The 17,868-nt window shown below is 66.1% G+C and carries 18 protein-coding genes; 7 read left to right on the plus strand and 11 right to left on the minus strand.

Annotated elements, in window-relative coordinates:
* Nucleotides 1-91: 91 nt before the first annotated feature.
* The gene (locus CO675_RS05695; RefSeq protein ID WP_097671069.1) at nt 92-730 is read right to left on the minus strand and encodes a TetR/AcrR family transcriptional regulator; all 639 of its coding nucleotides are present in this window, start codon (nt 728-730) and stop codon (nt 92-94) included.
* Between the two features lie 55 nt (nt 731-785).
* Here CO675_RS05695 and CO675_RS05700 point away from each other — a divergent pair, with 55 nt between their 5' ends.
* A complete protein-coding gene (locus tag CO675_RS05700; RefSeq protein ID WP_198964499.1) occupies nt 786-2,297 on the plus strand; it encodes an FAD-dependent monooxygenase in 1,512 nt (503 codons plus the stop codon).
* Between the two features lie 21 nt (nt 2,298-2,318).
* Here CO675_RS05700 and CO675_RS05705 read toward each other — a convergent pair whose 3' ends face one another.
* The 5 genes from CO675_RS05705 to cobS form a co-directional block, all read right to left on the minus strand.
* A complete protein-coding gene (locus CO675_RS05705) occupies nt 2,319-3,431 on the minus strand; it encodes an NADH:flavin oxidoreductase/NADH oxidase (protein WP_097671071.1) in 1,113 nt (370 codons plus the stop codon).
* Nucleotides 3,432-3,736: 305 nt separating this feature from the next.
* A complete protein-coding gene (locus CO675_RS05710) occupies nt 3,737-4,843 on the minus strand; it encodes an esterase-like activity of phytase family protein (RefSeq protein ID WP_198964500.1) in 1,107 nt (368 codons plus the stop codon).
* 3 nt (nt 4,844-4,846) lie between these two features.
* Nucleotides 4,847-6,745 (minus strand): cobaltochelatase subunit CobT, encoded by a 1,899-nt coding sequence (cobT, locus tag CO675_RS05715; protein ID WP_097671073.1) that lies wholly within the window; start codon nt 6,743-6,745, stop codon nt 4,847-4,849.
* Nucleotides 6,742-7,152 (minus strand): GNAT family N-acetyltransferase, encoded by a 411-nt coding sequence (locus CO675_RS05720; RefSeq protein ID WP_095731654.1) that lies wholly within the window; start codon nt 7,150-7,152, stop codon nt 6,742-6,744. Before CO675_RS05720 ends, cobT begins: the two co-directional genes overlap by 4 nt.
* A gap of 3 nt (nt 7,153-7,155) precedes the next feature.
* A complete protein-coding gene (gene cobS, locus CO675_RS05725) occupies nt 7,156-8,154 on the minus strand; it encodes a cobaltochelatase subunit CobS (protein WP_050405952.1) in 999 nt (332 codons plus the stop codon).
* 291 nt (nt 8,155-8,445) lie between these two features.
* Here cobS and CO675_RS05730 point away from each other — a divergent pair, with 291 nt between their 5' ends.
* A complete protein-coding gene (locus tag CO675_RS05730; protein ID WP_097671074.1) occupies nt 8,446-9,108 on the plus strand; it encodes a DedA family protein in 663 nt (220 codons plus the stop codon).
* Here the strand turns inward: CO675_RS05730 and CO675_RS05735 are convergent, their stop codons facing one another.
* Nucleotides 9,109-10,332 carry a citrate/2-methylcitrate synthase gene (locus CO675_RS05735; protein ID WP_097671075.1) on the minus strand — a complete coding sequence of 408 codons (1,224 nt, stop codon included), beginning with the start codon at nt 10,330-10,332 and terminating at the stop codon, nt 9,109-9,111.
* A gap of 76 nt (nt 10,333-10,408) precedes the next feature.
* Here CO675_RS05735 and CO675_RS05740 point away from each other — a divergent pair, with 76 nt between their 5' ends.
* Nucleotides 10,409-11,503 carry a citrate synthase/methylcitrate synthase gene (locus tag CO675_RS05740; protein ID WP_097671076.1) on the plus strand — a complete coding sequence of 365 codons (1,095 nt, stop codon included), beginning with the start codon at nt 10,409-10,411 and terminating at the stop codon, nt 11,501-11,503.
* A 65-nt stretch (nt 11,504-11,568) separates the two neighbouring features.
* Here the strand turns inward: CO675_RS05740 and CO675_RS05745 are convergent, their stop codons facing one another.
* Nucleotides 11,569-12,204: a J domain-containing protein gene (locus CO675_RS05745; RefSeq protein WP_092120102.1), complete on the minus strand. Its 636-nt coding sequence runs from the start codon at nt 12,202-12,204 to the stop codon at nt 11,569-11,571.
* A 109-nt stretch (nt 12,205-12,313) separates the two neighbouring features.
* Between CO675_RS05745 and CO675_RS05750 the strand changes: the two genes are divergently transcribed.
* A complete protein-coding gene (locus tag CO675_RS05750; protein ID WP_097671077.1) occupies nt 12,314-12,589 on the plus strand; it encodes a BolA family protein in 276 nt (91 codons plus the stop codon).
* 125 nt (nt 12,590-12,714) lie between these two features.
* The gene (locus CO675_RS05755) at nt 12,715-13,164 is read left to right on the plus strand and encodes a hypothetical protein (RefSeq protein ID WP_097671078.1); all 450 of its coding nucleotides are present in this window, start codon (nt 12,715-12,717) and stop codon (nt 13,162-13,164) included.
* 207 nt (nt 13,165-13,371) lie between these two features.
* On the opposite strand, the gene CO675_RS05760 is transcribed toward CO675_RS05755, so the two are convergent.
* From CO675_RS05760 to CO675_RS05770, 3 genes are read right to left on the minus strand one after another with little or no spacing between them, the layout of a single operon-like run.
* Nucleotides 13,372-14,682, minus strand: coding sequence for an HlyC/CorC family transporter (locus CO675_RS05760; RefSeq protein ID WP_097671079.1), 1,311 nt, complete (start codon nt 14,680-14,682; stop codon nt 13,372-13,374).
* A 16-nt stretch (nt 14,683-14,698) separates the two neighbouring features.
* The gene (gene aroB, locus CO675_RS05765; protein ID WP_097671080.1) at nt 14,699-15,841 is read right to left on the minus strand and encodes a 3-dehydroquinate synthase; all 1,143 of its coding nucleotides are present in this window, start codon (nt 15,839-15,841) and stop codon (nt 14,699-14,701) included.
* Entirely contained in the window at nt 15,838-16,470 is a 633-nt protein-coding gene (locus tag CO675_RS05770) for a shikimate kinase (RefSeq protein ID WP_097671081.1), read from the minus strand. Before CO675_RS05770 ends, aroB begins: the two co-directional genes overlap by 4 nt.
* Nucleotides 16,471-16,615: 145 nt before the next feature.
* Here CO675_RS05770 and CO675_RS05775 point away from each other — a divergent pair, with 145 nt between their 5' ends.
* Both CO675_RS05775 and xerD read left to right on the plus strand, forming a co-directional pair.
* Complete coding sequence (locus CO675_RS05775) at nt 16,616-16,762, plus strand: hypothetical protein (RefSeq protein WP_050405944.1); 147 nt, start codon at nt 16,616-16,618, stop codon at nt 16,760-16,762.
* 16 nt (nt 16,763-16,778) lie between these two features.
* A complete protein-coding gene (xerD, locus tag CO675_RS05780) occupies nt 16,779-17,759 on the plus strand; it encodes a site-specific tyrosine recombinase XerD (protein ID WP_097671082.1) in 981 nt (326 codons plus the stop codon).
* Nucleotides 17,760-17,868 lie beyond the last annotated feature (109 nt).

The following is a 17,868-nucleotide window of genomic DNA, read 5'->3' on the forward strand; positions in this document are numbered from 1 at the left end:
GTTCGATGCGTGTCTTCCGCACACGCGCCGGAGAGTACCTGCCCCGGCTGCGGCAGAACAATGGCTTTGTCGCATGCGGCCCCGGCGGGAATTACGCGTAGGGCGTCCCCTTCAGCATGATCGCGATGCCCGAAAGGCTACGTTCCATGATCTGCAGGAAAGTCTCGCGTGTCGAGGCCGCCGATCGGCGCGCCTTGTGCTCGCGAAGCCCCTCTGCATAGGCGACGGTCACGGCCGTCACCACCATCGATGCGGCGAGCCGGGCGTCGGCATCGGCGAGCGGCCGCTTGATGGCGCCCGCCAGCACGGTTGCAAGATCATCGATCAATTCGTCACGCATCTCGCGTGCCCGTGCCGAAAGCGCCGGGCTCTCGGCGACGGTGCGCCAGAATTTTGCGGTTGCATCGGTGAATTTCGCGAACGGATGCGCCCGATCGGCCAGGCGCTGCACCAGCCTGCGCAGCGTGATCAGCGGCGCTTCGCCGGACGGCCGCTCGGCAAAGGCGGCCTTCAGAATCTGGCGGCTTTCCTCCTCACGGTCGAAGAACAGATCCTCCTTGCGCGGAAAGTAGTTGAACACCGTCATCCGGGAGACCTCGGCGGCCTCGGCAATCTCGGCCACCGAGACATTGTCGAAGCCGCGCGCCACGAACAGCTCGGTGGCGACGTCCGAGATCGCCTGGCGTGTCGCCTCCTTCTTTCGCTCCCGCAATCCGTCCCGGTTTGACATGGAAGAATTTGTACCATACTAAATATTATACTGAGTACAAATTTATGGTGACGGCGTGACGCGTGAACGAACGGATGTGGTTGTGGTCGGCGCCGGACCGACCGGATTGCTGCTGGCGATCGAACTGACCCTGGGCGGCGCCGACGTGGTCGTGATCGAGCGGCTGGCGAAGCCCGACCAGACCATCAAGGCCGGCGCGATCGGCGCCCTCGCCGGCGAGGCGCTGGAGCGGCGCGGCCTCACTGATGCGATGGATGCCGTCGAACGCACCATGGCGGAGGGGATGTCCAGGCTCATGAAGAGTGCGGATGCGCCGACCGAACTGCCGTTCAAGAAATTCGGCGGTCACTTCTCTGGGATCTTCGGGATCGACCAGACGCGTCAGCGCGAGCCGCACCGGCGGTTGCGCGGCGTGAACCAGCAAGCCCTGGAGACAATGCTCGGCGAGCGCGCCCACGCACTCGGCATCGCGGTCCGGCGCGGCTGCGAACTGATCGATTTCGAGGATACCGGAGACGGCATCCTGACCAGGGCTAGGGATGCCTCCGGTGATGTCGAGCTGCACTCCGCCTATCTCGTCGGCTGCGACGGCGGCCGCAGCGCGGTACGCAAGCGCGCGGGCTTCGATTTTCCCGGCACCGAACCGACGCTCACTGGACACCAGGCCATCGTCGACCTGGATTATCCGGATCGTCTGCTGCCGGTCGGCTGGCGGCGGACGCCGGTCGGCATGATGGCCTATGGACCGATTCCCGGCCGGGTGTTCATGGCCGAGTTCGACGGCCCGCCGGCTGATCGCAGCGCGCCCGTGACGCGCGAGGAGATCGAGACAACGTTGCGCCGGATCAGCGGCGTCGACGTTCGCGTTACCGCCGTCAAGACCGCCACCCGCTTCACCGACAACGCGCGGCAGGCCGACAGCTATCGCAGGGGCCGCGTGCTGCTGGCGGGCGACGCCGCGCATGTGCACTCGCCGTTCGGCGGGCAAGGCCTCAATCTCGGCCTGCTCGATGCGGTCAATCTCGGCTGGAAGCTCGCGGCGGTCGTGTGCGATCGCATGCCGGAGAGCCTGCTCGACAGCTACACGGCAGAGCGGCACCCGATCGCGGCCAAGGTGCTCGCCAACACCCGCGCCCAGGTCGCGCTGATGCGGCCGGATGTCATGACGGACGCCCTGCGCGACATTGTCGCCGACCTGATGAGCGGCGATGAGGGCACGCGTTACTTCGGCGAAATGATCAGCGGCATCAAGATCCGCTACGACCTCGGCAGCGATCATCCCATGGTCGGCCGGCTCTCCGGCAACTTCCCGTTCGGCGACAACGGTGCGGAAACAACGCTGTTCGATCAGATGGAGGACGGCAGGGCCGTGCTAATCGATGCAACGGATGGAGCTGCGTCAGCGATCGCAGCTCGCTGGGACATGTTCGTCCGATGCGTACCAAGGCGCGCCGGCCCGTCGCTGCTGGTCCGTCCCGATGCCTGCATCGCCTGGGCGGCCGACGGCGAAGACCTGGCGGGCCTTGACGCCGCGCTCAGGCGCTGGTTCGGACCCGCCATGCATTGACCTCGCAGGCGAGACGCTGCGTCAGCGTGTTCCGAACGTGGTCTTGCCGAACAGCGCCTTCTGCGTCGAGGGCTGCGAGCGCCAGTATTGCGGTGGCGCGCTGACCTCGCCGCCGAGCTCGGCGGCGGCGTGCCAACCCCAGCGCGGATCGTAGAGCATGCCGCGGGCGAGCGCGATCATGTCGGCCTTGCCCGAAGTCACGATCTCCTCGGCCTGCTTCGCTTCAGTGATCAGGCCGACCGCCATCGTGGTGATGCCGGTCGCCTCCTTCACCGCCTGTGCTGCCGGCACCTGGTAGCCCGGACCGAGCGGAATCTTCTGCAGCGGCGACACGCCGCCGGAGGAGACGTCCATCCAGTCGACGCCGCGCGTCTTCAGCTCCTTGGCAAATTCGATGGTCTGCGCGAGGTCCCAGGCACCCTCGACCCAGTGGGTCGCCGACACCCGCATGCCGATCGGCTTGTGATCCGGGAATACCGCGCGCACCGCGTCGAACACTTCCAGCGGGAAGCGCATGCGGTTTTCGAGCGAGCCGCCATAGCGGTCGGTCCGCTTGTTGGCGATCGGCGACAGGAACTGGTGCAGCAGATAACCATGCGCGCCGTGCAGTTCGAGCGCATCGATGCCGAGCCGGTCGGCGCGCTTCGCTGACGCGACAAAGGCCTCGCGAATGCGCCTCAGGCCGGCGTCGTCGAGCGCCAGCGGCGCGGCCTCGCTTTCCTTATGCGGGACAGCCGACGGTCCAACCGTCTGCCAGCCGCCTTCGGCGATCGGGATCAGCTGCCCGCCCTCCCACGGACGCTGGCTCGACGCCTTGCGGCCGGCATGGGCAAGTTGCATGGCGACCGCAGCCTTCGAATGCTTGCGCACCGAGGCGAGGATCGGCTTCAGCGCCGCCTCATTGGCATCGCTGTAGAGGCCGAGGCAGCCTGGCGTGATCCGCCCGATATCCTCGACATGGGTGGCCTCGATGCAGAACATCGCGGCGCCCGACAGCGCCAGCATGTTGATGTGGGTGAAGTGCCAGTCATTGGCGGAGCCGTCGTCGGCCGAGTACTGGCACATCGGCGAGACCATGATCCGGTTGGAGAGCTTGAGGCTGCGCAGTTCGATCGGGGAAAACAGGGTGCTCATGCGAGGGATATCCGGGATCGGGGAAACGGCCAGCACAAGATAGAAGCGGCCGCCGCGATCACCAACCGTCGTCGTCGCCGAATGGGCCGGGGCAGACCAGCAATGCGATAGCGCCGTTCCGTTCACCCTCCCCTGGAGGGGGAGGGTCGTATCGCATCGCGCGCAGCGAGATGCGATACGGGGTGGGGTGACAGTCCCTCCACCCGATAACTGTCCGTGTTGAGAGATCACCCCACCCCGGCTCACATTTCGCTGCGCTCCATGTGAGCCGACCCTCCCCCTCCAGGGGAGGGTGAAGAGAAGCCTCAGTCCACCAGCGTGAATTGCAGCAGCAGATTGCGCTGGATCAGGGAGAAATTGTCGTCGGAAACCATCGTCAGCACGGTCTCGCCCTCATCAGTGACGTGGGCATCGATGCCTTCCATGTTGTCGATCTCGTTGCCGAGGTCGGCATCGAAGATCGCCGGACCATCGACGACGGCGCCGGGCGCGATGTCGGACAAAGCGAGGCGACGGATGCGAATGCCGGCGCCGCCGAGCCAGGAGAATTTCCGCTCCAGGATCAACAGATCGCCCGACGGCAGCAGCACCGCGTCGCTGATGTCGTAATTCTCGGTGCGGCGGACGCTGAACTGGCCGGGCGTCTTGCCGCCGACCAGGAAGGCGACCAGGTTGCCGCCGGCATCGAGCCCGCGTTCGGAAAGCGCAATCAGCGTGCCGGCCAGCGGCGGGCTCGCCGGTGCGGCTTTCGGCATGATCTTGGGCACGAAGACGAGCGCCTCGAGCCCCTTGTTGATGGGCAGCTTGCGCGCCGCCGGCGGCAGCGGCACCACCTCGCCGCGCGCGCGGGTGAAGCCCTTGGCGAAATCGTAGCGCAGCACCTGATTGACCCGCTCGAGCCCGACATAGGCCATGGAGCCGTCGAGCGCGAGCGATTCCGAATCATACCAGCCGCGGGTGGCTGTGATCGGTTTGCCGCGGGCGTCGAGCAGCGGCGCCGCCTCGACATCGTCGAGCCCGGCCATCTCCCGGCCACGATAGACGATGCGGCCGGTGAACCAGGTGCCCTGGTCGCTGACCGCGATGAAGCGTTCGCCCTTGGCATCGAGCCGCAGCGCGGAGAGGCCGCCGAACCCGGCGAATGACGAGGTCAGGATCAGGCCACTGCGATATTCCAGCGCGCCGAACCGCACCCGCGCACGATCGCGGATATCGAACGACGGCAGCGGCCGCGCGTTGACCTCGACAGCTGCGGGTTCATCGACGCGATGGCGGCCCGGCCTACCGGGCGGTCCTGGGATCAGCGCCGGCTGGCTCGCGCCCTGTGCTTGGGCAAGGCTCGGCAATGCCGCGGCCGACAGCCCCGCCGCCATCCCTCGCAGGACATGGCGACGGCTAACTGATGAGCGCATGTCTCACGAGTGGAGACGGCGCCGCGTACCCGGGGCGGGCGCCGAGCCGTGGGTCTCGCTGAACAGCTCGGCGAGCTTTTCGGTGATGGCGCCGCCGAGCTCTTCGGCATCCACGATGGTGACGGCGCGGCGATAATAGCGCGTCACGTCGTGACCGATGCCGATCGCGATCAGCTCGACCGGCGAGCGGGTCTCGATCTCCTCGATGATGTGGCGCAGATGCCGCTCGAGATAGTTGCCGGGATTGACCGACAGCGTGGAGTCGTCGACCGGCGCGCCGTCGGAGATCATCATCAGGATCCGGCGCTGCTCGGGACGCGCCAGCAGACGCTTGTGCGCCCAGTCCAGCGCCTCGCCGTCGATGTTCTCCTTGAGCAGGCCTTCGCGCATCATCAGGCCGAGATTTTTCCGCGCGCGACGCCACGGTGCGTCGGCCGACTTGTAGATGATGTGCCTGAGATCGTTGAGGCGGCCGGGATTGGCCGGCTTGCCGGCCGCAAGCCACGCCTCGCGCGACTGCCCGCCCTTCCAGGCGCGGGTGGTGAAGCCCAGGATCTCGACCTTGACGCCGCAACGCTCCAGCGTGCGCGCCAGGATGTCGGCGCAGGTAGCGGCGACCGTGATCGGACGGCCGCGCATCGAGCCGGAGTTGTCGAGCAGCAGCGTCACCACGGTGTCGCGGAAGGTCGCCTCCTTCTCATGCATGAAGGACAGCGGATGATAGGGATCGGTGACGACGCGCGACAGCCGCGCCGGATCCAGGATGCCTTCCTCGAGATCGAAATCCCAGGCGCGGTTCTGCTGCGCCATCAGGCGGCGCTGCAGGCGGTTGGCGAGCCGCGCCACGATGCCCTGCAGATGCGCGAGCTGCTTGTCGAGATAGGAGCGCAGCCGCTCGAGCTCGTCGTGATCGCAGAGATCTTCGGCGGCGATCACCTCGTCGAATTTCGGCGCGAACGCATGATATTCCGGCCCGCGCGGCTCGTTCTGGCCGCGGGAATTCGGCCGCGTCGCCTCGCCCGGCGTCTCGTCGTCACCGAGCTCGCCGTCGTCGAACGTGTCCGACGTGGAAGCCTGCGCGCTCTCCATCGCGCTTTCGCTCATCTCTTCAGCTGACGTCTGGGCCTGGTCGGCGCTCATCTCCTGCGCGGCGTCGGAATCGGGCGAGCCCTCGGCGCCGGACTGATCGTTCTCGCCGTCCTGGTTCTCGTCCTGGTCATCGTCGTCGTCGGAATCCATGTTGCGGTCGTCGCCGAGATCGAGCGCCGACAGCAGATCGTGGACCATGTCGCCGAACCTGGCCTGATCCTCGGTGAAACGGCTGAGCTGATCGAGCCGCGAGCCGATCTTGTCCTCCAGCGTCGGACGCCAGAGATCGACCATCTTCTTGGCGGCCGCGGGCGGCGCCATGCCGGTCAGCCGTTCGCGCACCAGCATCGCCAGCGCGTCCGACAGCGGCGCATCGGCGCGGTCGGTGATCTCGTCATACTTGCCGCGGTGGAAATGATCGTCGAGCATTGCGGTGAGGTTCTTCGCAACGCCGGCCATCCGCCGCGAGCCGATCGCCTCGACGCGCGCCTGCTCGACCGCCTCGAACACGCCGCGCGCCTGCGGATTGCCCGGCATCAGCTTGCGATGCACCTTGGGATCGTGACAGGCGATCTTGAGCGCGATCGAATCGGCGTGGCCGCGCACGATCGCCGCATCGCGCTTGGTCATCTTGCGCGCCGGCTCGGGCAACCGCGCCTTGCCGGGCGCAAGCCCAGGCCGCTCGGCGGCGAAAGAGACCTCGAGCTCCGGCTTCTTGGCGATCGCCTTCAGGCACGCCGACACCGAGCGCTTGAACGGCTCGGTCGGCGCTTCCTTCGAACCCGGACGGAATTTGATATTGGAGGTTGTCATAGCGATTTCGTAAACCAGTGGCGCGTGACGCCGCCGGGATACCCCTCAATCGAACCGAACTCTTTATATCCATTGGCGCGGTAGAAGCCCGGCGCCTGGAAGCTCATCGTATCCAGATAGGATTGCGTGGCTCCGAAGCGCCGCGCCTCGTCTTCGATCGCCTTGATCAGCTTCGCGCCAAAGCCTTTGTTGCGAAACTTCTGCTCCATCCAGAACAGCTGGATAAACAACACCGCGGTCCAGACCTCGCCGACGATGCCGCCGACGATCTCGTCGCCTTGCCGCAGCGAGATGGCGAAGCGCTTGTACTTCTGCTTCCCCATCTTCTCGTTGTTGTAGCGGAGCAATCCGCCGAGCACCGCCTTTTTCGTCTGTGTGACTGTGCGCTCGACGGAGATTTTCGGCATGGACTAGCTGAGCGCCACGTTGACCGACGATTCCGGCAACTCGACGTTGAAGCAGCGCTGGTAGAACTCGGCGACCAGCGGTCGCTCCAGCTCGTCACACTTGTTGAGGAAGGTGACGCGGAACGCGAAGCCGATGTCGTTGAAGATGTCGGCGTTCTCGGCCCAGGTGATCACCGTGCGCGGGCTCATCACCGTCGACAGGTCGCCATTGGCGAACGCGTTGCGGGTGAGATCCGCCAGTCGCACCATCTTGTTGACGATGTCGCGGCCTTCCTGGGTGCGATAGTGCTTCGCCTTCGCCAGCACGATCTCGACTTCCTCGTCATGCGCGAGGTAGTTCAGCGTGGTGACGATCGACCAGCGGTCCATCTGGCCCTGGTTGATCTGCTGGGTGCCGTGATAGAGGCCCGAGGTGTCACCGAGGCCGACCGTGTTCGCGGTCGAGAACAGGCGGAACGCCGGATGCGGCTTGATCACCTTGTTCTGGTCGAGCAGCGTCAGGCGGCCGGAGACTTCCAGCACGCGCTGGATCACGAACATCACGTCCGGACGGCCGGCGTCGTATTCGTCGAACACCAGCGCGATGTTGTGCTGCAGCGCCCAGGGCAGGATGCCGTCGCGGAATTCCGTGACCTGCTTGCCTTCCTTGACCACGATGGCGTCCTTGCCGACGAGATCGATACGGCTGATATGGCTGTCGAGGTTGACGCGCACGCAGGGCCAGTTGAGGCGGGCGGCAACCTGCTCGATGTGAGTCGACTTGCCGGTGCCGTGATAGCCGGTGACCATCACGCGGCGGTTCTTGGCAAAGCCGGCGAGGATCGCGAGCGTGGTGGCGCGGTCGAAGCGATAGTCGCTGTCGACTTCCGGCACATGCGGATCGACTTCGGAATAAGCGGGAACTTCCAGATCGCTATCGATCCCGAAGACCTGCCGAACCGAAACCTTCATGTCGGGCAAACCGACGGGTTCTTGCGCTTTGGTCTGGACGGCCGTCGTCATTCATCCTCCGAGGTCCCGGGCATTCCCGAAACCAGATTTAGGTCATTTGGCTGCGGATGGGGTGCTACGCACAAGCCTAGCAGAGAGCATCGGCCGGCAGAAGCCCACGGGCAAATCAAAGTTCCGTTGTTGTATCATAAAGATAGGCGCAAAACTCGGTTTTTGGAAGGCTGCTCTGCAAATCCCGCCGTACTTTCGCCGCAGCGCCACGGCGGCTTGTCCGCAGGCACTTTTCAGCCCGGCGGGGAGTTGTTAGCTCTCGGACCTGTTTCATCGCCACCCAGGAATTCAGTGACTTCATTCCTTGACCCTTTGATCGCGTTCGTTTCGGCCCATGCCTGGCTCGCCTATTTGACGCTGTTTCTGGCCGCCCTGCTGGAAGCCGTCCCGGTGGTCGGCTCGCTGGTGCCGGGCTCGACCATCATCCTGGCACTGAGCGCGCTGGTCCCGGGCGGCGAATTGAAGCTCGTGCCGGTGCTCGCCGCCGCGGCCGCCGGCGCGATGCTCGGCGACGGCACGGCCTATCTGATCGGCTACCGCAGCCAGCGCGAGATCCTGTCGGCCTGGCCGCTCTCCAACTACCCGCGCGTGGTCGCGCAGAGCGAGACATTCTTCAACCGCTGGGGCGTGCTCGCGGTGTTCTTCGCCCGTTTCGTGCCGCCGATTCGCGCCTTCGTGCCGATCACCGCCGGCGCGCTCGACATGCCGCCGGTGCGCTTCTACGCGGTCAACATCCCCGCGATCCTGGTCTGGGCGCCGGCCCATGTGCTGCCCGGCGTGCTCGCGGTCACCGCGCTGCACGACTACGCCGGCCTGCCGCATCATCAACATGTCGGCAAGCATCTGTGGATGTTCGCGGTCGCGGGCGGCGCGGTCATCCTGACGCTCGCGATCTGGACCATCCGTCGGCGGCACGGCGGCGGCCTGATCGAACCGGCCAGGCCGGCAAAATAGCTAGATACTATTGGTCGCACCGGCCCGTCCGGGCGCCGGACCGACATAGCGCGCGCGAGGTCTGATCAGCTTGCCGAGCTGAAGCTGCTCGCTGGCATGCGCGATCCAGCCGACGCTACGCGCCATCGCAAACAGAGCGAGCTCGCTGCCTGCGGGCATCCGCAGTGCATGCACCAGCACCGCCAGCGCGTAGTCGATGTTGACGAATTCGCCGGTCGCCTCCGCGATCCGCTCCGGCACTTCCCTGGTGAATTTGCGCGGCGCGCCTGCGCGCGTCAGCGCCTCGAGCAGCGAGATCGCGCGCGGATCGCCCTTCTTGTAGACGCCGTGCCCGAAGCCGGCGAAGCGCTCGCCGAGCGCAACCCGCTCGCGGACAACAGGCGCAACATCGTTGTCGATCATGGTCTTGACCAGGCGCGAAGCGAGTACCCCGGCGCCGCCATGCATCGGCCCCTTCAGCGCGACGAGACCCGCGATCACGGCGTCGTACAGATTGAGGCCGGTCGATGCCGCGCAGCGCGCGGTGAAGGTGGAGGCGTTCAATTCATGATCGGCGAGCAGCACCAGCGCGCGGCGGATCAGGTCGGGCGCGTGCTTGTTGTCAGGCGTCCAGACCCGCGCCACCTGCTCATGCAGCGGCTCGGCCGATGGCACTGTGTTCAGCATGGTCGCGACCAGCAGCCGCAGGATGCGCCCGCCGACCATCGCGCGGCCATCGGGCGCGCGGGTGAAGGCGCCGGGATCGGCGCTCGCCGCCAGCGCCAGCACGGCGACCGTGCGGTCGATCGGCTGGGCGCGCCGCGCGGCCTCGGCGATCGCGCGCATTTCATCGGACACATGCGGGCAATTGTCCGATGCGAACGGATCTACGCCGGTGACATCCCACAGCAGCGTCGCAGTGTGCTCCAGCGTGTCGCGCTGGGCGAGATCGACACAGTTCACGCCGCGATAGATCGGGCCCTGCTCGGTGATGGTTGCGATCGCCGAATCCATTACCGGGAGGTCGGCATCGAAATTGCGAAACCCGCGCGGCTCCGGCGACGGCACGCGGCGCTCCTTCAAGCCCCTGATGTCCTCCGCGCGGTAGCGATGGCTGCGCGAATCCGGCGACGGCTCGGAGCGGATCAGGCCGCGGCTGACATAGGCGTAGAGCGTCGCCGGCGAGATCGCGAGCTCGGCGGCGGCCTCGCGGGCGGAGAGGTAAAGCTCGGCGGATTTTTTCATATTGATTTATATAATCAAGATTGATCAACTCGTCTACAGACCCGACCTTGAAGGCGTGAAGCAAGGAGATCGGGCCATGAACATGATTCTCACCAAGAGCCAGATCGGTCTGGACGGCGTCCCCGCCGCCGAGACCGTGTTGAGCCATGTCGACGGCGAGCGCGGCGAACTGATCATCGCCGGCGAGCACGTCGCCAACCTCGCAGGCAAGTCGAGCTTCGAGGGCGTTACGGCTCGGCTGTGGAACGGCGCCACCGGCAAGTCGCTGAACGAAGCCAATGTCCGCGCCAGCCTCGGCGCCGCCCGCGAGCGCGCCTTTGCGCGCCTGCCGGACCTGCTGCCGGCGACGCGCGGCATGTCTGTTGTCGACGGCTTCCGCGCCGCGATCGCCGGCTTGCGCGGCGAGAACGGGCTGGAGCACGAGGCGACCATCGTCGGCGCCTTCCCGGTGATCGCAGGCGCCCTGGTCCAGCACGCCAAGGGACATGTCCCGATTGCGCCGGACCCGAATGCCAGCCACGCCGCCGACACGCTGCGCATGCTGCGGGGGCGCAAGGCCGAGCCGCGCGAGGTTGCGGCGCTCGATGCCTATTTCGTCACCGTCTGCGATCACGGCATGAATGCGTCGACCTTCACCACGCGGGTGATCGCCTCGACCCAGGCCGATCTGTTCGCGGCGATCACCGGCGGCTATTGCGCGCTGACCGGTCCGCTGCATGGCGGTGCACCGGAGCCGGTGCTCGAGATGTTGGATGCGATCGGCACGCGCGAGCGCATCAAGCCCTGGGTCGACGGCGCGCTGGCGCACGGCGAACGGCTGATGGGGTTCGGCCATCGGGTCTATCGCGTGCGCGACCCGCGCGCGGACGTGCTGAAGGTCGCGATCGAGCGCCTGGAGGCCAGCGGTGCCGACCTGCCGTTCGCCGGCGAGGTCGAGGCCTATATCCGCGCAGCACTGCGCAAGAAGAATCCGGAGCGGCCGCTGGAGACCAACGTCGAGTTCTTCACCGCGATCCTGCTCGATGGGCTGGAGATCCCGCGGCAGGCGTTCACGCCGATCTTCGCGGTGGCCCGCGCCGCCGGCTGGACCGCGCACGCGCTTGAGCAGCGGCGCACCGGCCGGCTGATCCGGCCGAGTTCGTCGTATGTCGGGGCAGTGCCGAAGGACTGAGAGTTAGCCGGCGAAATTGACAGCGGAGCCACAAACTCCGCTGTCGTCCCTGCGGAGGCGAGAGCTCAGGCCTCGCGCACCACGGTCTTCAGATAATTATATGCCTTGATGATCTCGATCAGGCGATCCTCGGTGGAGCGGTCGCCGCCATTGGCGTCGGGGTGGTGCTGCTTCACCAGCGCCTTGTACTTCGACTTGACGTCTTCGAGCGTCGCGCCGGCGCCGAGCCCCATCACCAGCAGCGCCTTGCGCTCGGCGTTCATGACCTTGCGGGTCTCGGGCTTGGGCTCCGCGCCACCCGGCCCGGGACGCCAGCGGCCGCGGCCGTTGAGCTCGGAGAACACGTGGAACGGATCGGAGGCGGCGTCGAGACCGCTCTCCTTCTTGCCGTTGTTGGCGCCCATCTTCCAGGTCGGACGGTGTCCGGTCAGCGCGTCCTTCTGGTAGCGCGCGACGTCGTCGGGATTCATGCCCTGGAAGAAATTGTACGACTGGTTGTACTCACGGACGTGATCGAGACAGAAGTGCCAATACTCGCGAGAATTCTCGCGGCCCTTCGGGGCGCGGTGCGCACCCTTGTTCTGGCAACCCGCCCACTCGCAGGCAACGGCCTGCTCACCGGCTTGCGCCTGGCGCTTCGCACTCACCTTGGTTGGCTTGATGCGAATGGAGTCGAAGAATTTTGATGAATCGATCGGCATGTTCTCTTTGACTACGCAATGCACAAATCTTCAAGTCTTGACATTGCGCAGACCTCGTTTCCCGCTTGCACCATTGACGAAAAGCCGTCGCGGACCTAACTCCGCCGCCATGAGCACCAAAGACGCTATCATAAACAAGTTGCGTGAAGCTTTCTCGCCCGAAAGCCTCGACGTGGTCGATGAGTCACATCTGCATGAGGGCCACGCCGGCCACAGGCCAGGCGGCGAGACGCATTTCAGGGTATATATTGTGTCTCCGGCCTTCGAAGGGAAGAGCCGGATCGAACGCCATCGCATGATAAATGCGACGCTGGCGCAGGAACTCGCCGGCTCGGTGCATGCGCTGGCGATCCACGCCCACGGCCCCGGGGAAAAGCCGCGCTAGCGCGCGCTTGGCTCAAGACGAAGCAGTGGTTTTCCGATATGAGAATAGAGCTATCCGGCGATGGACCTGCGCCCGGTGTGAGCAGGTGAATGGATCGTATCGCCACGCTTGATATGGGGCCATTGATGATCGCTTCTTGGCCACGTTTCCGGTCGATTGTCGCCGCCGCCGGCCTGCTCCTGATCTGCGCGATGCGCCCGGCCGCGGCGCTGGATATGCCGAGCCCGTTCGTCCAGGAGGTGCTGATCAAGAGCATCCTGGTCTCGCTCAACGACGCGGTGGCCGCCAACGATTTCACCGTGTTCCACGCCAAGATCTCAAAGCCGTTCCGCGACCAGTTTTCGCCGGACAAGCTGAAGACGATCTTCAAGGATCTGGTCGACAAGCACGCGGTGTTCGACGCCGTGGTGGCCAAGCCGATCGTGCTCGATGAGGACGCCAAGATCGACGACAAGGGCGTGTTGCGGCTGAAGGGCCATTTCGACACCACGCCCAAGCAGGTGAAGTATCAGCTCGGCTTCATCCCCTCCGACGGCGCGTGGAAGCTGTCGGGCATCACGATCGATATCGAGTAACACCGGTACATCCACCAGACCCGTCATCCCCGCGCAGAGGCTTCGCCGTTGTCGCTGGAGGTACGAGCTCTTGCGAGCCTCGAAGGATGCACGGCGACGAGCGGGGCCGTCGACCCTTCGAGACGCCGCTGCGCGGCTCCTCCAGCGACAACGGCAAAGCCGTTGCGCGGGGGTGACGGGGATCGGCTTGCGTTCGCCGGACCAGAATTAAAACGCCGTCCCTGCCCGCTTCGGCTTCTTCTCGTCGAGCTCGGCCGCTTCGCGCGGGACCGCGACGATGCGCAGCGCGGTGATGCGGTTGCGCTCGCGGCGGAGCACGCGGAAACGGAAACCGTGGAAGGTGAAGCTCTGGCCGCGTTCGGGTATGGAGCGCGCCTCGTGGATCACGAGGCCGGCGACCGTGGTGGCCTCCTCGTCGGGCAGGCGCCAGTCCATCGCGCGGTTGAGGTCGCGGATCGGCACCGAGCCGTCGACCACGACCGAGCCGTCCGGCTGGGCGCGCACGCCGGCGACCACGACATCGTGCTCGTCGGAGATGTCCCCGACGATCTCCTCCAGGATGTCCTCCAGCGTCACCATGCCTTCGACCTCGCCATACTCGTCGACCACCAGGGCGAAGTGGGTCTTGCGGCGGCGGAACGCCTTCAGCTGCTCGGAGACCGGGCGCATCTCCGGCACGAACCAGGGCGGCAGCGCGATCGCGGAAGCATCGATCGCGGACATGTCGCCCTCATTGGCGCGCATCGCGCGCAGCAGATCCTTGGCGTGGAGCACGCCGACGATGTTCTCCGGCTTCTCGCGCCACAGCGGGATGCGGGTGTATTCGCTGGCCAGCACCTCGCGGACCAATTCCTCGGGCGGCAGGTCGGCGTTGACCATGGTCATCTCGGTGCGGTGGACCATCACGTCGGAAACCTGCAGCTCGCTGAGGTCCAGCAACCCGCCGAGCATGTCGCGATCCTGCTTCTCGACCTTGCCCTCGTGATGCAGCAGGTCGACCGCGCCGCGCAGGCGTTCGGTCGGCGACAGGATGGCTTGATGCGCGCCGATCTTGATGCCAAGCAGCCGCATCAGGGCGCGGACGATCCCTTCGATGATGGTGAGAAGCGGCCCGAGCACGAACACCGTCAACCGCATCGGCCGGGCCACCAGCAGCGACACCCGGTCCGGCGCGTTGATGGCGACGGTCTTGGGCAGCACTTCCGCGAAGATCACCACCAGCACCGTCATCACGCCGGTTGCGTAGAGCACGCCGACATCGCCGAACCAGGCGGTGAAGATGCCGGTGGCGAGCGCGGAGGCGCCGATATTGGCGATATTGTTGCCGAGCAGCAGCGCGCCGATCATCCGCTCGCGCATCGCCATCAGACTCGAAACCACCGTGGCCTCGCTGTTGCCCTGCTTGGACAGCCGCAACATGCTGGCGCGCGAGGCGCCAGTCAGGGCCGTCTCACTCGCCGAGAAGAAGGCGGAGACGAGCAGACAGAGCAGCACGATCGAGAAGGTTAACCAGCCCACTGAGTTGATCCGTGGTTTAGGCCTTCAGCTTGGCTTGCAGGAAGTCGCGCACCGGCGGTGGCTCGACATTGTTGGCAATCACGGCGCGGCCGACCGCCTCCAGCAGGATGAAGGTGAGCTTGCCGCGCTTGACCTTCTTGTCCTGCGCCATCAGCGCCAACAGAGCGTCGGCATCGGCAAGCCCTTCCTGGGTGAAGCCTGCGATATCCTGCAGGCGCGTCGGCAATCCTACCGCGGAAAGATGACGCGCGATGCGGGCAGCGTCGTCCGATGAAATCATGCCGAGCTGCGCGGAAAACTCCGCCGCGAGCACCATGCCGACCGAGACGCCCTCGCCGTGGAACAGGCGGTCGGAGAAGCCGGTCGCGGCTTCCAGCGCATGGCCGAAGGTGTGGCCGAGATTGAGCAGCGCGCGCTCGCCGGTCTCGCGCTCGTCGCGGGAGACGATGGCGGCCTTGGCGCGGCAGGAGGTCGCGATCGCGTGCTCGCGCCCCGCGCCGCCCGAGACGATGTCGGCGTGGTTCTTTTCGAGCCAGGCGAAGAACGCCTCGTCACCGAGGATGCCGTATTTGGCGACCTCGGCGTAGCCGGCGCGGAACTGGCGCGGCGACAGGGTGTCGAGCACCGAGGTGTCGGCAATCACAAGCACCGGCTGGTGGAAGGCGCCGATCAGGTTCTTGCCCTGCGGCGAGTTGATGCCGGTCTTGCCGCCAACGGAGGAATCGACCTGCGCCAGCAGCGAGGTCGGCACCTGCACGAAATCGACGCCGCGGCGCAGGATCGCGGCCGCGAAGCCGGCGAGATCGCCGACCACGCCGCCGCCGAGCGCGATCACCAGATCGTTGCGCTCGATCTTGGCCGCGATCAGCGCCTCGCTGACCTGCGTCAGGGTGGCGTAGCTCTTCGAGCCCTCGCCCTCCTCGGCGACGATCCGGGAGGTCGGCACGCCTGCGGCCGCCAGCGACGCTTCGGCCGGCTCCAGCCAGTGTTTTGCGACGGTGCGGTCGGTGACGATGGCGGTGCGCACACCGGGCCGCAGCGCCGCGACACGTTCGCCGAGCGAGGCCAGCACGTCGCGGCCGATGACGATGTCATAGGCGCGGTCGCCGAGCGCGACGTCGACGGTAACGGAGGCGGAGTGTTTCAAGGGCGCAGTCATGGGGTCGCGTTCAATCCATCAGGTGGTGGCTCGCCGGCCGGACGCACGCCGCATAGATGCGCATGCAGGGCCTCGAGGCATTCGTCGACGATGCGGTCGTGCGGCACGTCGCGCGAGGCGATCGTCAGATCGGCGTTCTGGTAGACCGGCTCGCGCTCGCTGAGCAGCCGGTTGACGGTCGCCTCGGGGTCGGCGGTCTGCAGCAGCGGGCGATCGGCGCGGCGGCGGACCCGGCGCATGATGATATCACTGTCGGCCTTGAGCCAGATCGAGATCGCCTTGTCGCGGATCCGGTTGCGGGTCTCCTCGCGCATGAAGGCGCCGCCACCGGTCGCCAGCACGACCGGGCCGCTGTCGAGGATGCGGGCGATCACCCGCGCCTCGCCGTCGCGGAAATAGGCCTCGCCCTTGGTCTCGAAGATCTCCGGAATTGTCATCGCCGCCGCGGTCTCGATCTCGGTGTCGGCATCGGTGAACGCCAGCTTGAGCCGCGCCGCCATCCGCCGGCCGATGGTCGACTTGCCCGCCCCCATCATGCCGACCAGCACGATCGACCGCGCCCCCAGCGCGGCCGTGATATCGGCCTCCAGGGTCGGGTGGTTGGGTGCCGGGACGGCTGCGTCGGACATCAAAAAGCTCGGATATTGGGACGATTTGTTCAGAATTCGAGCCACCTATACTACCCCCGGCGATACCGTTACCAGCGACTCTTGCAACCGCGCGGGGAACATGTTGGATGATTTCATTGGTTAATTCGCCGCCTGAGTCGTCTCCATGCCCAGCCTGTTCCGCTTCCTGACGGTCGTCGCCGTGATTTTCGGGATCGGCTACGGCATCGTCTTCGCGCTGGCGAATTTCGTGCACCCGAAACCGCGGGAAATGAGCGTGACCATCCCGCCGGATAAGTTCCTCAAGAAATAGACGCTATGATTCTGGCATGCCCGCTGCTGCCAAAGCTCCTGTGAAGACCAAAACCAAATCCTCCGACGCCAAGCTGACCGCGTTGTTCCTCGACATGCTCGCCGCGGAACAGGGCGCAGGCGTCAACACGCTCGACGCCTACCGGCGCGACCTCACCGACTTCTCCGACTACCTCGCTCATGCCGGCGCCGACTTCACCAGCGCCGACACCGAGGCGCTGCGCGGCTACCTCGCCGACCTCGACACGCGCGGCTTCAAGTCGACCAGCGTGGCGCGGCGGCTGTCGGCGATGCGGCATCTCTACCGCTTCCTGCTCAACGAGCGGATCCGCGGCGACGATCCGGCCGCGATCCTGTCCGGCCCGAAGCGCGGTCGCGGCCTGCCCAAGGTGCTGTCGATCGCCGATGTCGACCGCATGCTGACCCGCGCCAAGGAGCTGACCCAGACCGACGTCTCGCCGGCGCAGCGGCTGCGCGCGCTGCGGCTGTACTGCCTGCTCGAGGTGCTCTACGCCACCGGCCTGCGCGTCTCGGAGCTGGTGTCGCTGCCGGTCTCCGCGGCGCGGCGCGACGCGCGGATGATCGTGGTGCGCGGCAAGGGCAACAAGGAGCGGCTGGTACCGCTCAACGATGCCTCGCGCCAGGCGATGGCGGACTATCTCGCCGCGCTGGAAGTGATGCAGCCGAAGGCGAAGAAAACAGCGCCGTCGAAATGGCTGTTTCCGTCCTCCGGCGAGAGCGGCCATCTGACCCGGCAGCATTTCGCCCGCGACCTGAAGGAGCTCGCAAGCGCCTCCGGCCTCGCGCCGCGGCTGGTGTCGCCGCACGTGCTGCGCCACGCCTTCGCCAGCCACCTGCTGCACAATGGCGCGGACCTGCGCATCGTGCAGACCCTGCTCGGCCATACCGATATCTCCACCACCCAGATCTACACCCATGTGGTCGAGGAGCGGCTGAAGAGCCTGGTCCGCGACCTGCATCCGCTGGCGGAGAAGTAAGTCCGGCGCCCGCCAGACATCGATACCTTCACCTGATCCGCCTTGACTTCCGCGTCGTCTCCGCAGAAAGAGCGTCACCTGCCTGCGATCCCGAAGCGTGCATTCCGCC

Source organism: Bradyrhizobium sp. C9 (genome assembly GCF_002532045.1).
Taxonomy (GTDB): domain Bacteria; phylum Pseudomonadota; class Alphaproteobacteria; order Rhizobiales; family Xanthobacteraceae; genus Bradyrhizobium.

Coding starts and splice junctions, on each gene's coding strand:
- CO675_RS05695 (WP_097671069.1), bottom strand. CDS start 730: ATGTCAAACCGGGACGGATTGCGGGAGCGAAAGAAGGAGGCGACACGC.
- CO675_RS05705 (WP_097671071.1), bottom strand. CDS start 3,431: ATGAGCACCCTGTTTTCCCCGATCGAACTGCGCAGCCTCAAGCTCTCC.
- CO675_RS05710 (WP_198964500.1), bottom strand. CDS start 4,843: ATGCGCTCATCAGTTAGCCGTCGCCATGTCCTGCGAGGGATGGCGGCG.
- cobT (WP_097671073.1), bottom strand. CDS start 6,745: ATGACAACCTCCAATATCAAATTCCGTCCGGGTTCGAAGGAAGCGCCG.
- CO675_RS05720 (WP_095731654.1), bottom strand. CDS start 7,152: ATGCCGAAAATCTCCGTCGAGCGCACAGTCACACAGACGAAAAAGGCG.
- cobS (WP_050405952.1), bottom strand. CDS start 8,154: ATGACGACGGCCGTCCAGACCAAAGCGCAAGAACCCGTCGGTTTGCCC.
- CO675_RS05735 (WP_097671075.1), bottom strand. CDS start 10,332: ATGAAAAAATCCGCCGAGCTTTACCTCTCCGCCCGCGAGGCCGCCGCC.
- CO675_RS05740 (WP_097671076.1), top strand. CDS start 10,409: ATGAACATGATTCTCACCAAGAGCCAGATCGGTCTGGACGGCGTCCCC.
- CO675_RS05745 (WP_092120102.1), bottom strand. CDS start 12,204: ATGCCGATCGATTCATCAAAATTCTTCGACTCCATTCGCATCAAGCCA.
- CO675_RS05750 (WP_097671077.1), top strand. CDS start 12,314: ATGAGCACCAAAGACGCTATCATAAACAAGTTGCGTGAAGCTTTCTCG.
- CO675_RS05755 (WP_097671078.1), top strand. CDS start 12,715: ATGATCGCTTCTTGGCCACGTTTCCGGTCGATTGTCGCCGCCGCCGGC.
- aroB (WP_097671080.1), bottom strand. CDS start 15,841: ATGACTGCGCCCTTGAAACACTCCGCCTCCGTTACCGTCGACGTCGCG.
- CO675_RS05770 (WP_097671081.1), bottom strand. CDS start 16,470: ATGTCCGACGCAGCCGTCCCGGCACCCAACCACCCGACCCTGGAGGCC.
- CO675_RS05775 (WP_050405944.1), top strand. CDS start 16,616: ATGCCCAGCCTGTTCCGCTTCCTGACGGTCGTCGCCGTGATTTTCGGG.
- xerD (WP_097671082.1), top strand. CDS start 16,779: ATGCCCGCTGCTGCCAAAGCTCCTGTGAAGACCAAAACCAAATCCTCC.